Origin of the sequence: Aidingimonas lacisalsi (genome assembly GCF_008079445.1) — a bacterium.
Lineage (GTDB): Bacteria > Pseudomonadota > Gammaproteobacteria > Pseudomonadales > Halomonadaceae > Aidingimonas > Aidingimonas lacisalsi.
In genome coordinates this window covers 285,063-300,482 of the sequence record NZ_VRYH01000005.1, presented here as the reverse complement: position 1 = coordinate 300,482, position 15,420 = coordinate 285,063, and the positions used below count along the sequence as shown (strand labels likewise).

Genomic DNA, 15,420 nt, shown 5'->3' with positions numbered 1-15,420 from the left:
CATTGCATCAGCTTTGTCTTCGACAGCTGAGGACTCTTTGAAGTTTCATTCTTTTTGTATCGCTTTTGTACAGTTATTAAGCATTGTGGGTATTATGTCGAAAGGGAAATGGCATTGCCGATTTTCCACGGCCCCCTACCATCGAAGGCGATGCCATGACGTGGTGAGTCGATCGCAAGGAACGTTTTGCTGATGAGTCGGTTTCTATTGGGGGCGGCAGGACTCAACGCCCTGCTGCTCCTGCCGCTATGGATACGTCACGACGCATGGAGTCCCTGGCTGGCCGCCGATGGCTGGTGCCTGATGGCGCTCGCGGCGTTACTGCCGGGAACGCTCATCGGCCGAATAGGGCGCTGGATGCTGGCCGCTATGATCGCGGTCACATGGTTGACCATGCTGGCGGACACCGCGTTGAGGCTATCGCTGGGGCGTTCGCTGAACCTTTTGCTGGACTGGCCGCTGCTCGATGCACTCTATCGATTGCTGGCCGGTAATCTGGGGAAGTTCGCGGCGCTGGCGATCCTGGCGTTGTCCGTCATCTCGATAGGGCTGCTGGTCCTTGGCCTTCGCTATCTGCTAGGACACTATCGTGTCTCGCGCCCTTGGTTACTGGGAATGGCCGGTGTGGCGCTGCTAGCCATGGTGGCGGGGTGGCTGGAACGACCGTTGCCCCGAGTGACATCGCCGATGGCGAATACGCTGGTCGTGCAAGTGCAGCGTATGGCAGAAACATGGCAGGCCCGGAGTGAGTTCCAGGCCACGCTCGATGCCGAGGCCTCCACGGCTCGGGTATTGACACGGTTGGCCGATAAGAACGTCATCCTGGTGTTCATCGAGTCGTATGGCATGGCGACACTGGAGGACGAACGTTTCGCTGCGGTTGTCGTGCCAGGGTTGCGTGAGTCGGGCGAACGTCTCGACGCAGCGGGGTTATCCGTCGTGTCGGGTCGGCTGACATCGCCGATTCAGGGCGGTCAGTCGTGGTTGGCACATGCGACGGCCTTGAGCGGCCGATGGATCGATAACCAACTGGTGTATCAACTGCTACTGGATAGCGATCACGCGACATTGGTCGACGATTTTCGCGCTACCGGCCATGAGACGCTGGCGGTGATGCCGGCCATTACTCTGGCCTGGCCGGAAGGGCGTGCCTACGGCTTCGACCGCATCTATGCGGCCGACGATCTCGACTACGCCGGGCCGGCGCTCAATTGGGTGACGATGCCGGACCAGTTCACGCTCGACCGCTTCCAGCGTGATATCCGGGGCTCCCTCGACGGGCCAATGTTTGCCAAACTGGCGTTGATCAGCAGTCATGCACCTTGGACTCCGGTGTTACCGGTCATCGATTGGGATGACGTGGGTGACGGTGAAATCTTCGCGCGTTGGGCCGATAGCGGCGAGTCGCCGGAGGAGCTCTGGCAGACGATGGAGCGTGTACGCGAACAGTACGCCAGGGCGATCGACTATGCGGTGAGCGCTACGCTGCACTGGGCGGCAGTCAATGTCGATGAGGATACCCTGGTGATCGTCATGGGCGATCACCAATCCTCTCCCATGATCGTTGGTGATGAGGCCGATACCGAGGTGCCGGTGCACGTGATATCAGGCGACGAGTCGCTGACCCGGCCCTTCCGCGAACGCGGCTTCGTCACCGGCATGCTGCCTGATACGGACGGCTCGGCTGCCCGTATGGCGCATTTACGCACCTGGTTGCACGACGCCTTTTCCCGCGATTCCACGCCAGAGGAGACATCGCCTTGATCACGCCAGTGATTCTTGCCGGCGGCAGCGGCACGCGGTTGTGGCCGCTGTCCCGACAACAGTACCCCAAGCAGTTTCTGACGCTGGAAGGCGACCGGAGCCTGCTGCAACAGACGCTGGCACGCCTCGATGGACTGACGTCGTCGGCCCCGATCGTCGTCGGTCATGAAGATCATCGCTTTCTGGTGGCCGAGCAACTGCGTCAGGAAGGTGTCGAGGCAGCGTCGTTGCTGCTAGAGCCCGAAGGCCGTAACACGGCTCCCGCGGTCGCACTGGCAGCGCTGGCAGCCTGTCGAGACGGACACGATCCACTGTTGTTGGTGTTGCCCGCCGATCACCGTATCGAGGATGCCGATGCCTTCCATCAGGCCGTCCAGCATGGCAGTGAGCTGGCGGCCCAGGGATATCTGGTCACTTTCGGGGTCGTGCCGACGCACGCCGAAACCGGTTATGGCTATATCCAGCGTGGGTCGCCATTGGGGGCACAGGGTTTCGCCGTGGCGCGATTCGTCGAGAAGCCGGCGGAGGCCACGGCCCGAGATTACGTCGACTGTGGCGAGTATGACTGGAACAGCGGCATGTTCCTGTTTCGCGCCTCGCGCTATCTGGCGGAACTCGAGTGGCTGCAACCGGCGATGGCGCATGCCTGTCAGGCGGCGTTGCTGGGCGCCGAGCCCGATCTCGACTTCCTGCGCCCCAATGCCGAGGCGTTTTTGGCCTGTGACAGCCTCTCCATTGACATCGCTGTCATGGAACGGACCGCCCACGCTGCCGTCGTGCCGCTGGCGGCCGGTTGGAGCGATATCGGTAGCTGGCTGGCCGTCTGGGAGAGCGGTGCGTCCGATCAGCATGGCAATCGGCTACGAGGCGATGTACTGGCCGAGTCGTGTCGTGACTTGCTGGTGCATGCCGAGCACCGGCTGGTGGCGGCGTTGGGAGTGAGTGATCTGACCATCGTCGAGACCAGTGATGCCGTGCTGGTGGCCGATCGTCAACGTAGCCAGGAGGTCAAGTCGCTGGTGGCGCGCCTGGAGGCGACGGGGCGCGATGAGGTGGCGCTGCATCCGCGCGTGCATCGGCCCTGGGGTAGTTACGAGATCGTGGCCCGTGGTCCCGGCTATCAGGTCAAACGTATTCGGGTCGCTCCCGGCGCGGGCGTCTCGTTGCAGCGTCATCGTCATCGGGCCGAGCACTGGGTGGTGGTGAGCGGCAGGGCGCGGGTGACGCTGGACGACCATCAGTTCATGCTGGACGCGAACCAGTCCACGGATATTCCCGTCGGCGCGGCGCATCGGCTGGAAAACCCCGGCAATGTGGCGTTGGAACTGATCGAGGTACAGTCCGGTGACTATCTCGGCGAGGACGATATCGAACGTCTGGAGGACCGCTACGGAAGAACGTGACGGCAGGGGCGGCGTCAGTAGAGGCGGTAACGGCGAAAATCCGGATGACCGGCCTGTTCCTCGGGCACCTTGCGATAGCGTTTGTATTCCCACTGGTATTGCGGTGGGTCTAGGGCGATTGCCGCTTCGACGCAGGCGTTGACGCCCGTTGCCGAGGTGGTTTCGTCACTGTCGTAAACGCGCTCGTCGGCGTCCAGGAAGTGGATCGCGAAGCCACGGCCGGGTAGACGCCGAGCGACGCCGGTCACGACGCGAGCCTGGGTGCGCGATACCAGCTTGGGCAACAGCGTGGCGGTATAGGCCTGGCGCCCGAAGAAGGGCGCGAAGACACCACTGCCCCAACTGGGCGTCTGGTCGGGCAGGATGCCGACGGCTTCGCTGCGTTTCAGCGCCTTCATCAGTGCCGCGATGCCGCGTGCATTGGTGGGAACCAGGTTGGCGCCCATGCGTTCGCGACCCCGGCGGATTGTCGGGTCGAGCGGCGCGAGCTTGGGCGGTTCATACATGGCAGTGAAGGGAAAGTGACTCGACAGCCAGAAATTCAGCACTTCCCAGTTGCCGAAATGCGGCGCCAGCACGACCACGCCCCGGCCTTCGGCACGGGCTTCATCGAGCAAGTCGCGGCCGTGGACTTCGGCGATTGCGGCTTCCACTCGGGGTGCCGGTGCCATCCAGGCGAAGCCCAGTTCGAACATGGTGGCGCTGGAGTGGACCAGACTTTCACGGGAGAGTCGCCGTCGTGCTTTGGCATCGAGGTCGGGGTAGACTTCACCGAGGTTGATGTCGGTCACCTGCCGTTCGCGCTTGCTGAAGCGCTGAATCAACGGACCGACGCAACGGGATAGCCGCCAGATCGTGCTCAGTCGCCGATTGGCGAGGGTTCGCCATAGGCGGGCGATGGCTCCGGCCTGCAGTCGGGTGGTGAGGGAAGCGTCGGCGTCACTCATGAAATCCGTGGTCGTGTCGTTGGGTCGCGTACATGATACCGGCATCCCATGCGGATGCCATCAACGCTTGGGACGACAGATCTCGATCAGATTGCCGTCCGGGTCGCGCAGGTAAAGCGATTCGATCGGACCGGTGGCGCCGCGGCGTTCGACGGGCCCGAGCTCGATGGGCACGTTCAGCGTATCGAGGTGATCCTTGATCTCACCGAGCGGCAGCAGGCTCTTGAAACACAGGTCCAGGCTGCCGGGAGTCGGCACACTTGCTTGGGGAGTGGTGGTAGTGTCGGCCTGGTGCAACCGGAAGGCCACGTCGTCGAGCATTAGATCGACGCGACCGGCATCACTGTAACGGGCCTCGAGTCCCAACACCCGCGTATAGAAATCCACTGCCCGGGAAATATCGTGGACGGTAACGACCAGATGGTCGATGGCTGATAGCATGACGCGTTCCTTTCCGTTTTCCTGCAAGCATACGACGATGAATGACCGCTTGTCCTGCCCTCTCTGTCATCGCGACGACACAGCACACTATCACCGTGACAAGTGGCGCGATTACTGGCAATGCCGGTACTGCGAACTGGTCTTCGTACCGCCTTCACAGCAGCTCTCCCCGACGGAAGAGAAAGCCATCTATGACCGGCATGAAAATGCTATCGACGATGCCGGGTATCGCCGCTTTCTTTCCCGCCTGGCCGACCCGTTGCTGGCGCGATTGCCGCCCGGCGCCTCGGGGCTTGATTTCGGTTGTGGCCCCGGCCCGGCACTGGCGGCGATGCTCATCGAGCGGGGCGTCGACATGCGCCTTTACGACCCTTTCTACGCTCCGGACCGTCGCGTGTTCGAGCACTGCTACGATGTCATCACGGCCAGTGAAGTGGTCGAGCATCTGAGCGCCCCCGGCAGCGAACTGGAACGGCTGGCCGCACGACTGCGCCCGGGGGGCTGGATGGGTATCATGACCAAGCGGGTGGCGTCACGCAAGGCCTTCGCCGGTTGGCACTACACCCGCGATCTGACTCATGTGGCTTTCTTCAGTGAGACGACCTTCCATTGGCTTGCCGGCCACCTGGAAATGCAGGTCGAATTTCCGGCCGCCGATGTGGCGTTACTGCAGAAACCGACCCCGACGTAGCATTGCTCGACAACGCAACGAAATCGCTTGGCGGGCGATGAAAATGGCCCTATAGTCGCATCGCTTTTTTGCCCCTTTACCCTTGACCGTCGAGGATGTCGTAGCGATGTCGCGTCAATTGTTGGCCATGGCATTGGCCCCGCTGCTGGGGCTGTTCATTCTGGGGATCGGTAATGGCTTCCTGGCGACCCTGATTACCCTGCGACTCGATGCAGCGGGGGTATCGGCGATGGTTATCGGCTGGGTCTCCTCGGCCTATTTCATCGGCCTGGCGCTCGGCGCGCTGTTCAACGATCGTTTGCTGCTGCGTATCGGGCATATCCGGGCCTATGGCTGTTTCGCCTCGCTGGTGGCGGCGACTGTCCTGTTGCAGGGACTATGGTTTGACCCCATCGCCTGGTTCGTCCTGCGCTTGATCGGCGGATGGGCGACAGTCGGTGTCTACCTGGTGATCGAGAGCTGGCTGCTGACCTCGGCCGAGACTCGCGTGCGTGGCCGTTTGCTGGCGCTTTACATGATTTCGCTGTATGCCGCCGGGGTGGTCGGTCAATTGCTGCTGGGCGTGGCCGATTCGCTGGGAGCAACGGCGCCGTTCATGGTCGTGGGTATGCTGGCCTCGCTGTCGGTGCTGCCGATGGCCGTGATTCCCCGGGTGTCACCGCTGATCGAGCATGCCGAGCCACTGCCGCCGCTGCGTCTGATCGTGATCACGCCGACCGGCGTCATGGGCTGTTTCGGTTCCGGCCTGGCGGTGGCGGCGATCCACACACTGCTGCCGCTCTATCTGCAGCGTACCGGCCTGACGGTCGCCGAGATCGGGCAGATGATGGCGGTAGTGGTGCTGGGCGGCATGCTGCTTCAGTATCCGATCGGGCGCTGGTCGGATCGACATGACCGCCAACTGGTATTGATCCTGATTGGCGCCGTCACCGCGGTAATCTCGATGACCTTGCTGTTTCTGTCGCCCTTGCCATGGCTACTGGCGGCGCTGCTGTTCCTGCTGGGAGGCGGAGTGTTTGCGCTGTATCCGGTGGCGGTCAGTCATGCCGCCGACCGGGCACCGGCTGGCGCACTGGTACGCATGAGCCAGGGGCTGCTGCTGATCAATGCCGTCGGCTCCACTCTCAGTCCGTCGCTGATTACCCCGGTGATGACGGCGGTCGGCGACAGTGGGCTGTTCTGGTCGCTCGGTGCGCTGGGTATCGGTCTGGTCGGTTTCTTTGCCTGGCGTCGTAGCGTTCGGCCGGCACCGCAACCGGTGGCGCCGTTTGCGGCTACGCCGCCACAGACGGTAGTGGGTGCCGAGCTGAACGTTACCGATGAACTGGTTCAGGGGGCCATCGAGCATGAGCATCAGGAGGACCTCTCCGCTGTCGTTCCCGAGGTGGCGGTCGCTGAGCCGGATGGGGCAGACCGTGAGCCCGCACGGACATCGGACGACGTTTCCGCCTGACGCGGTGATGCCGTTCGCGTTAGGCTATGGCTCGATCGGCTCGCGTGGGCGAGCGCCTCATCCAAGGAGACACAATCGATGACGACTTCCCGGATTGGCGTCGTGGGCGCAGGCACCATGGGACAGGGCATCGCCCAGGTGCTGGTGACCACGTTACACGACGTCACCCTCTACGATATCGCTGATGAGCAACTCGAACGGGCCCGTGCCGCGATCGGCAACGGACTCGACAAGCTGGTACAGAAGGAGCGGCTGAGCGAATCTCAGCGCGATGAGGCGCTGGGACGTCTGCACACCGCCAGCCGGATCGATGCGCTGGATGACCGCGAGGTGATCATCGAGGCGGCCCCCGAGAAGGCCGAACTCAAGGAGTCGCTTTTTCGCGATTTGTCGGCGCGTTCACGCGATACCATCCTGGCCTCCAATACCTCGTCGCTGTCGCTTACCCGGCTGGCTGCGGTCAGCGAACATCCCGAACGGGTGGTCGGCATGCACTTCTTCAATCCGGTACCGGTACTCAAGCTGGTCGAGGTGATCCGCGCCGAACAGACCTCGGATGCCACCGTTGCCAAGGTAGATGCGTTGGCGCAGGCCATGGGCAAGACCGCCGTGCCGATTGCCGATTCCCCGGGATTCGCCGTCAACCGGCTGTTGATTCCGATGATCAACGAGGCGGCGTTTCTGGTGCAGGAGAGCACGGCCACGCCGGAAGCCATCGATGAGGCCATGAAACTCGGCGCCGCTCATCCGCTCGGGCCGCTGGCGCTGGCCGACCTGGTCGGTCTGGATGTCTGTCTGGACATCATGGAGGTACTCCAGGACGGATTCGGCGATCCCAAGTATCGTCCTTGTCCGCTCCTCAAACGCATGGTGGCCGCCGGCCATCTGGGCCGGAAGAGCGGCCGCGGTTTCCACCACTACGAATGAGCCAGTCGGCAAGGAGATGACGATGTCCCTGATCGAACAGACCGAGAATGCCGGTGTGGTGCAATTGACCCTGAACCGGCCCGAGGCCCTCAACGCACTCAATTCCGAACTGATCGTGGCACTCGGCAGCGCTCTGGAATCCCTGGAAGCGCGTGACGACTTGCGCGGGGTGTTGCTTACCGGTGCCGGCGAGAAAGCGTTCGTGGCGGGCGCCGACATTGCCGAGATGCGCGACAAGACCCCCGAACAGGCCCGCTATTTCGCCAACCAGGCGCTGGTGGCCCTGAAGCGCCTCGAGACGCTGCCGGTGCCGACCGTGGCATTGGTCAATGGTTATGCGCTGGGCGGCGGTTGCGAGCTGAGTTTGGCCTGTGACTGGGCGATCGCCACCGATAATGCCTTCTTTGCTCAACCGGAAGTGGGACTGGGCATCATCCCTGGCTTCGGCGGCACCCAGCGGTTGCCGCGGCGGGTCGGACCCGCCATGGCGCTGGATCTGATCACTACCGGGCGGCGCATCGACGCTAATGAAGCCCTGCGCGTCGGTCTGGTCAACCGCGTCGTTTCTCTCGATGAACGCGACGCCACCATCGATGAGCTCACCAAACAGCTCTCACGCAATGGCCCCAATGCCATGCGCGATGCCAAACGCGCCATTCATGACGGCCAGGACCTGGCTCTCGACAGCGCCCTGGCACTGGAGACGACGCTGTTCGCACTCGGCTTCACCGGGGAAGAGCAGCGCGAGGGCATGAGCGCTTTCCTGGAGAAGCGCAAGGCATCGTTTTGACGGATGAGCAAAAAGCACTTAGGCTGCAAAATATTTTTGCTGCATCGCAATATAAATGAGGCTATCCTGAAGGTGTGACCCTTCAGGAGCCTCATCATGTCAAGCGACAATTCCATGACGGCATCCTACGATGCCGAAGTGTTGCAATTCTGGGCGCAACAGGCATTACTGCAGCGAGCGGCCTTTGATGCCCTGGCCGACTACCTTAGTTGAGTCTGTGTAGCCCGCGTCGAATGCTTCATGAATCGACCGAAATCCCTGCAGTGACGCGAACATTCTTTCGCTGCGGCCAGCCGATAACCCCGGAGATGTCCCTCATCGACGAGAGTCTGGTTGCGACGTTTGGCTAGGTTTCCCGTGTGGCGGGAGAGCCGCTATGCTGAAAGTCAAACACTCGTTTTAAGGTGGCATCATGACATCCTACGCCGCGCCGGTGCGCGATATGCGCTTCGTTCTCGAGGAACTTCTGGGGCATGCGTCCTTATCGCTGCCAGCCTTTGCGGAGACCAGCCCCGATCTGGTCGAGGCCGTTCTTGAAGAGGCATCCCGGCTGGCCGGCGAAGTCTGGGCCCCGATCAATCGCTCCGGCGACATTCAGGGATGCCGTCTGGAGGAGGGTGCCGTCGCTACGCCCGATGGGTTCGCCGATGCCTACCGCGCCTTCGCCGAAGGTGGCTGGAACGGTATCGGTGTGCCTGAGTCGCTGGGCGGACAAGGGTTACCGGAAGTGGTCGCCAGCGCGGTTCAGGAAATGTGGCACGGCGCCAACATGGCGTTGGGGCTATGTCCCACGCTCACGGCCTGTGCGATCGAAGCGCTTGCCCTGCACGGTAACGAATCGCAGCAGACGCTGTTCCTGCCCCGACTGATCGACGGGACCTGGACCGGTACCATGAACCTGACGGAGCCCCAGGCGGGTTCCGATCTGTCACGGGTTCGTACCCTGGCGATCCCCGAAGAGTCGCATTATCGGCTCAAGGGACAGAAGATCTTCATCACCTGGGGCGAACATGACGTCGCCGAGAATATCGTTCATCTGGTGCTGGCACGCATGCCGGGGGCCGAGGCGGGCAATCGTGGTATCTCACTGTTCCTGGTACCCAAATACCTGGTCAATGACGATGGCACGCTGGGCGTGCGCAACGATATCGTCTGTGCGTCGCTGGAACACAAGATGGGTATCCATGGGTCGCCGACCTGTACGCTGAACTTCGGCGAGAACGAAGGCGCCATCGGCTATCTCGTCGGAGAGGCGGGGCGCGGCCTCCATCACATGTTCACCATGATGAACTCGGCGCGCCACAAGGTCGGGATCCAGGGGATCGGCGTGGCCGAGCGAGCCACCCAGCAAGCGTTCACTTACGCTGCCGACCGCCAGCAGGGGCACGCACCGAAAACGCGGGGCGGCGAGTCCTGTGCGATCAGCGATCACCTGGATGTGCGCCGCATGCTGCTCTCCATGCGCGGCCGTACGGATGCCATGCGTGCACTGGCGCTCTATTGCGCGGCGCAGATGGATATGGCGCACCATGGTGATGACAATGCCACTCGCCAGGCGGCCCAGGCGACGGTCGATGTGCTGATTCCCGTGGTCAAGGGGTTCTCGACCGATCAGGCCGTGGAGATTGCGTCATTGGGGATTCAGGTCCACGGCGGCATGGGTTATATCGAAGAGTCCGGTGCCGCCCAACTGTTGCGTGACGCTCGTATCGCCCCGATCTATGAAGGCACCAACGGTATCCAGGCACTCGATCTGGCCGGTCGTAAACTTCAGCGTGACGGCGGAAAGGCGATGACCATGCTGATCGATGCGGTCGAGGCTACTGCCGCCGAGTTGCAAGCCGATGACGCGCTACATGCCCAGGGCAAGACACTGGCCGCCGCCGCCGCCGATCTCCGGCAAGCGACGGCGGTATTGGTGGAGCAGGGTGCCGATGCGGACAAGGGGGCGGATGCCGTTCAGGCCTACGCCACTCCCTTCCTGTCGCTGGCCGGCCACGTGCTATGCGCCTGGCAGATGGGGCGTGCCGCCCTCAAGGCGCAGGCTGCCGTGCAAGCAGGGCATACCGATACCTTCTATCATGACAAGTTAGCGAGTGCCGACTTCGCGCTTCGCCAATGGCTTCCGGTCGGCCGGGCTCAACGAGCGGTCATCGATGCCGGGATGGAGACACTGCTGGAATATCAGGCGAATCGAGCCTTTTCTTGATCCAACGCAAAATAGCGTGACGGTGTTTATGCTTTGATGGTGCCATCCCCATCTCCCAGGGAGGAGACACCATGACGACCATGATGAAAGCGGCAATATTCGTCGAGCCCGGTCGAATCGAGATCGATGACAAACCGGTTCCCGACATCGGCCCCAATGATGCCCTGATCCGCGTCACTACCACGACGATCTGTGGTACCGATGTCCATATCCTCAAAGGGGAGTACCCGGTCGAGAAGGGGCTGACGATCGGACACGAGCCGGTCGGTATCATCGAAAAACTCGGTGCCAACGTGCAGGGCTACCAGGAAGGACAGCGGGTGATCGCCGGTGCGATCTGTCCCGGTTTCACCTCCTACGCCTGCCAGGACGGATGCAGCTCCCAGGATGGCGGTCACCATGCCCACGGCTATAAGCCGATGGGCGGCTGGCGTTTCGGCAATACCATCGACGGTGCTCAGGCGGAGTATCTTCAGGTGCCCGACGCCCAGGCCAACCTGTCGCCGGTCCCCGATGGGCTGACCGACGAGCAGGTGTTGATGTGTCCGGACATCATGTCCACCGGCTTTGCCGGGGCAGAATCCGCCGGTATCAAGATCGGTGATAGCGTTGCGGTCTTTGCCCAGGGGCCGATCGGGCTTTGCGCCACGGCAGGTGCACGCTTGCGGGGTGCGGGGCTGATCATCGCCGTGGACGGTGTCGACGAACGCTTGGCCATGGCCAAGCAGATGGGTGCCGATATCACCATCGATTACCGTAAGGTCGATGTCGTCTCGGAAATCCTCAAGCTGACCGGTGGTCGCGGCGTCGATTCATCGATCGAGGCGCTGGGCAAGCAGGCAACCTTCGAAGCCGCGCTGCGCGTCATCAAACCGGGCGGCACGCTCTCCAGCCTGGGCGTGTACTCCGAAAACCTGACGCTCCCGCTCGATGCCTTCAGTGCCGGGCTGGGCGATCACAAGATCATTACCTCGCTTTGTCCCGGCGGCAAGGAACGTATGCGCCGCTTGATGCAAGTGATCGACTCCGGGCGCCTCGATCTCGGCCCCTTGGTCACTCACCACTACCCGCTGGACGACATTGCCAACGCTTATGATCTCTTCTCACATCAACGCGACGGGGTGCTGAAGGTGGCGATCAAGGCAAGTTGAGCGCACTCACGCAAGGCACGGCAAACGGGCGGTTCACCGCCCGTTCCAATCCCCACGTGAGAGCCGGTGCGCACTTGCGCTATCATGGTTAGGACGCAAATGATTTCACGTGGAGCGAGGTTGCATGAATCCCGTCATAGAATTGCTTAAATCCCACCGTTCGATCCGCAAGTTCACTGATCGCAAGATCTCTCATGAGTTGCTGCTGGAGCTCATTCAGGCCGGACAGAGCGCCGCGACGTCCAGTCATGTTCAGGCTTACAGCGTCATTCATGTCACGACGCCGGCGAAGCGTGAGAAGATCGCCGAGCTGGCCGGCGGTCAGGACTATATCGCCACTTGCTCGGATTTCCTGGTGTTCTGCGCCGATATGAAACGCCCCACGGAAGCTTCCGAGCGCACCGGTGCCAACGTGGTGCGGGGCATGACCGAGCAACTGCTGGTGGCCAACGTGGATACCGCGCTCATGGCACAGAACGTCGCGATTGCGGCCGAATCCGAAGGACTGGGAATCTGCTACATCGGTGGCATTCGCAACAATCCGCAGGCGATCAGCGACCTGCTTCAGTTGCCCGAGCATGTCTACCCGGTATTCGGCATGTGCCTGGGATATCCGGCCCACGAGCCGGACGTCAAGCCCCGTCTGCCGGTCGAAGCGATCCTCAAGGAGGACCATTACAGCGACGACCGCGAGCAGGTGGATGCCTTCGATGACGCCATGCACACCTATTACCAGCAAAGAAGTGGCGGCCACAAGGACGCCAACTGGTCACGCAATCTCGCACCGCTTTTCGATACCAAACTGCGTCCCCATATGCGCGACTTCCTGACCGACCGCGGTTTCGAGATGAAGTGACTTCATGCAGGGCGCCTGCGGGCGCTCTGCTTCATCCTGCCTCGGCATTTCCATGATCCACCGTCGATCCCTCGTATGAGACAATGTAGACGTCAGTGTTAGGGTGATGATCAGATAACGTTGAACCAGCGTTGCTTATACAACGGATCGTCCGAAAACCAGTAAGTGCCGTCAGACGGCTCCAATCAGTGACAGAACGTGCTTTGTGAAGGGGCTGGGGGCGTCTGGATTGCATCATGAGGTTGTCGTAATGGACCCAATTCTGAAGGATCTTGTCGAGGCCGTTTCCGAAAGCGAAGACCTCGAGACGTTCGTTCGTCCGCTGTTGAAGATCCTCGAGTCGGTCACAGGTCTGGAGTCGACCTATCTCACCTCGATCGACCTTGATCAGAACACGCAAACGGTTCTCTTTGCCCGTAATAGTCGCAACATGGAGATTCCCGAAGGGATAACGGTGCCGTGGGGGGACAGTCTATGCAAGCGGGCGATACATGATGACTGCTTCTACTCCGACGACGTCAGCGGCCGTTGGGGCGATTCGCAGGCCGCCCGGAAGCTCGGTATCGAGACCTTTCTCAGCCATCCCGTGCGTCTCGGCAGTGGCGAGTTGCATGGCACCTTATGCGGGGTATCCAGCGGACAGGTCAGGATCAGCCAGGATGCCCATCAACTACTGATCATGTTTTCCGACCTGATTGCGCACCAGCTCGACCGGGAACGCCTGCTTGCCAGGCTGCGGCAGGAAAACATCACCTACCAGCAGAGTGCATTGACGGATCCGCTCACCGGTATTCCCAATCGTCGCGCGGCGCTGGCTGAACTGTCGCGTACCCTGCAGGTCGCCCAGCGCTCTCAAGGTGTCGTGCATGCGGCGTTCATCGACCTCGACGGTTTTAAAACCATCAACGATACCTACGGTCATGACGCCGGCGACCGGTTTCTCATAGAGATGGCAAACAGCCTGACTGCCGGCCTTCGTCAGGCAGATTTCGTCAGCCGGTATGGCGGCGATGAGTTCCTGGCGTTCGGGATGGATTGCTCGGCTGATCCAGACACGGGGCGTGACGTCTTTCGTCATCGAATGGAGGCGCTCATGAGCGGCCGGTTCTCGATCGGAGATACATCGCTGGACTATCCCGGCGCCAGTGTAGGCGTGGTGACCTCGGAACCGGGTAACGACAATACCGTGGCCCTCATCGCCAGAGCGGATGAAGCGATGTACGCCATCAAACGCAAACGGCGTGCAATCTTTATCAAACCCGCCGAGTCTCATCCAGGAATATCCTGAAAAGGTAGTCTCACGCGGTCTGGCACCAAACGCTCAATAACGGCTGAGTTGGAACTCAGAATATCCATTTTGGAAGCCTCATCCAGAACGTGCCGAGCTGTCGATTGCGCGGTGTCTCGTTCGACTACTGGTGCGAGAAGGTAAACCAGGAGGATGAGCTCATGCGGAAAGTGATTGTCGGTGCCATGGTTTCACTGGACGGCGTCATGCAGGCGCCCGGTGGGCCTCGGGAAGATCCGACCGGCGGCTTCAGCTACGGCGGCTGGGTTGCGCCGTTGGCGGACGAGATATTCGGCGAGGCGATCGGCAAGATGTTCAGTCAGCGGTTCGACCTGCTGCTCGGACGTAAGACCTACGAGATCTTCGCCGCACACTGGCCGTATGCCGAGGACGGGCCTGATGATTCCATCGCCAGAACCTTCAATTCGATCACGAAGTACGTTGCGACCCGACAGGGCCTGGATCTGACCTGGAAGGGCTCGGTGGCGCTGCGTGACGCGGCGCCCGATGTCGCCAAGCTGAAGCAGGAAGACGGGCCAGCGCTGGTCACACAAGGCAGCACCGACTTGATCCGAACGCTGCTGGCGAGTGACCTCGTCGACGAGATCAACATGTTCACATTCCCGGTAGTGCTCGGGGGCGGCAAGAAGCTGTTTGACGATGGCGCCAGGGCAGCGGCGTTCAAACTCGCCGCCAGTCGAGTGTCGCCTAACGGTCTTGTGATTGCGCAATATGTGCGCGACGGTGCGGTGAAAACCGGTGACTTTGCCATGGACCCTCCCACGCCGGCGGAAGTCTCACGGCGTGAGAAGATGCAGCGAGAGGGTTAGCTATCCACGGTGAAACGCTCGCGCTGCACCGGTTATGAACGGCGTCATATGTTGCAAGAGACGGCTGGTGATGCTAGTTCGCTTCGTAATTACCTCCGCAAAAGGCCTCCAAATGAACCTCACGGTTCGCAACGCAACGCCCGGCGACGCTGACCGGATCGTAACAGTCATCGAGTCGGCGTTTCAGGCAGTCCCTCATTCGGATCATACCGAGCAATTCATTGTGAATGCGCTGCAGGAGGCTGGTGCGTTGTCGGTATCGCTGGCTGCCGCGGTGGATAGGGTGATCATCGGGCATGTGGCGCTGTCGCCAGTCCATATCTCGGATGGTACTACCGAATGGTATGGGGTGGGGCCGGTGTCGGTGTTGCCTGATTATCAGGGTAAGGGGGCGGGTTCAAGGCTGATGAAGCGGGCGCTGAACGATATCAAGACACAAGGGGCGTCGGGCTGTGTCGTTCTGGGCGATCCTGACTATTATGGGCGGTTCGGTTTCCAGGCTGTCGAGGGGCTGGTGTTTCCAGGCGTCCCTGCTGAATATTTCCAGGCGTTATCGTTCGGTAATGGCTTCCCCCAGGGCGAAGTGACCTACCATCGAGCGTTCTATGCTCATGGCTAACCATCGATGGCATCGCGCGTGGCGATGCGCGACTCGACGCCGGTGCGTCAT

The 15,420-nt window shown here is 61.4% G+C and carries 14 protein-coding genes; 12 read left to right on the top strand and 2 right to left on the bottom strand.

Going from position 1 to position 15,420, the window contains the following annotated elements; translation table 11 throughout:
* Positions 1–192: 192 nt before the first annotated feature.
* Both FVV99_RS12810 and FVV99_RS12805 read left to right on the top strand, forming a co-directional pair.
* Positions 193–1,764 carry a sulfatase-like hydrolase/transferase gene (locus FVV99_RS12810; RefSeq protein WP_148254462.1) on the top strand — a complete coding sequence of 524 codons (1,572 nt, stop codon included), beginning with the start codon at positions 193–195 and terminating at the stop codon, positions 1,762–1,764.
* Positions 1,761–3,167 (top strand): mannose-1-phosphate guanylyltransferase/mannose-6-phosphate isomerase, encoded by a 1,407-nt coding sequence (locus FVV99_RS12805; RefSeq protein ID WP_201745088.1) that lies wholly within the window; start codon positions 1,761–1,763, stop codon positions 3,165–3,167. Before FVV99_RS12810 ends, FVV99_RS12805 begins: the two co-directional genes overlap by 4 nt.
* Before the next feature lie 14 nt (positions 3,168–3,181).
* Here FVV99_RS12805 and FVV99_RS12800 read toward each other — a convergent pair whose 3' ends face one another.
* Together FVV99_RS12800 and FVV99_RS12795 are read right to left on the bottom strand one after the other, a co-directional pair.
* Positions 3,182–4,114: a lysophospholipid acyltransferase family protein gene (locus FVV99_RS12800; protein ID WP_148254461.1), complete on the bottom strand. Its 933-nt coding sequence runs from the start codon at positions 4,112–4,114 to the stop codon at positions 3,182–3,184.
* A 60-nt stretch (positions 4,115–4,174) separates the two neighbouring features.
* On the bottom strand, positions 4,175–4,555 hold the full coding sequence (locus FVV99_RS12795) for a VOC family protein (RefSeq protein ID WP_148254460.1): 381 nt from the start codon (positions 4,553–4,555) through the stop codon (positions 4,175–4,177).
* A 37-nt stretch (positions 4,556–4,592) separates the two neighbouring features.
* Between FVV99_RS12795 and FVV99_RS12790 the strand changes: the two genes are divergently transcribed.
* The 10 genes from FVV99_RS12790 (at position 4,593) to FVV99_RS12745 (ending at position 15,369) form a co-directional block, all read left to right on the top strand.
* Entirely contained in the window at positions 4,593–5,246 is a 654-nt protein-coding gene (locus FVV99_RS12790) for a class I SAM-dependent methyltransferase (RefSeq protein ID WP_148254459.1), read from the top strand.
* 106 nt (positions 5,247–5,352) lie between these two features.
* Positions 5,353–6,699 carry an MFS transporter gene (locus FVV99_RS12785; protein WP_148254458.1) on the top strand — a complete coding sequence of 449 codons (1,347 nt, stop codon included), beginning with the start codon at positions 5,353–5,355 and terminating at the stop codon, positions 6,697–6,699.
* 78 nt (positions 6,700–6,777) lie between these two features.
* Positions 6,778–7,626: a 3-hydroxyacyl-CoA dehydrogenase NAD-binding domain-containing protein gene (locus FVV99_RS12780; protein ID WP_148254457.1), complete on the top strand. Its 849-nt coding sequence runs from the start codon at positions 6,778–6,780 to the stop codon at positions 7,624–7,626.
* Positions 7,627–7,642: 16 nt separating this feature from the next.
* The gene (locus tag FVV99_RS12775) at positions 7,643–8,416 is read left to right on the top strand and encodes an enoyl-CoA hydratase-related protein (protein ID WP_148254456.1); all 774 of its coding nucleotides are present in this window, start codon (positions 7,643–7,645) and stop codon (positions 8,414–8,416) included.
* A 412-nt stretch (positions 8,417–8,828) separates the two neighbouring features.
* Positions 8,829–10,625, top strand: coding sequence for an acyl-CoA dehydrogenase (locus FVV99_RS12770; protein WP_148254455.1), 1,797 nt, complete (start codon positions 8,829–8,831; stop codon positions 10,623–10,625).
* 71 nt (positions 10,626–10,696) lie between these two features.
* Positions 10,697–11,776 (top strand): NAD(P)-dependent alcohol dehydrogenase, encoded by a 1,080-nt coding sequence (locus FVV99_RS12765; protein WP_148254454.1) that lies wholly within the window; start codon positions 10,697–10,699, stop codon positions 11,774–11,776.
* A gap of 124 nt (positions 11,777–11,900) precedes the next feature.
* Positions 11,901–12,632 (top strand): oxygen-insensitive NADPH nitroreductase, encoded by a 732-nt coding sequence (nfsA, locus tag FVV99_RS12760; RefSeq protein WP_148254453.1) that lies wholly within the window; start codon positions 11,901–11,903, stop codon positions 12,630–12,632.
* A 250-nt stretch (positions 12,633–12,882) separates the two neighbouring features.
* Entirely contained in the window at positions 12,883–13,920 is a 1,038-nt protein-coding gene (locus FVV99_RS12755) for a sensor domain-containing diguanylate cyclase (protein WP_148254452.1), read from the top strand.
* Between the two features lie 161 nt (positions 13,921–14,081).
* Positions 14,082–14,750, top strand: a complete 669-nt coding sequence (locus tag FVV99_RS12750) for a dihydrofolate reductase family protein (protein WP_148254451.1) — start codon at positions 14,082–14,084, stop codon at positions 14,748–14,750.
* A 112-nt stretch (positions 14,751–14,862) separates the two neighbouring features.
* Positions 14,863–15,369 (top strand): GNAT family N-acetyltransferase, encoded by a 507-nt coding sequence (locus tag FVV99_RS12745; RefSeq protein ID WP_148254450.1) that lies wholly within the window; start codon positions 14,863–14,865, stop codon positions 15,367–15,369.
* The last annotated feature ends 51 nt before the right edge of the window (positions 15,370–15,420 follow it).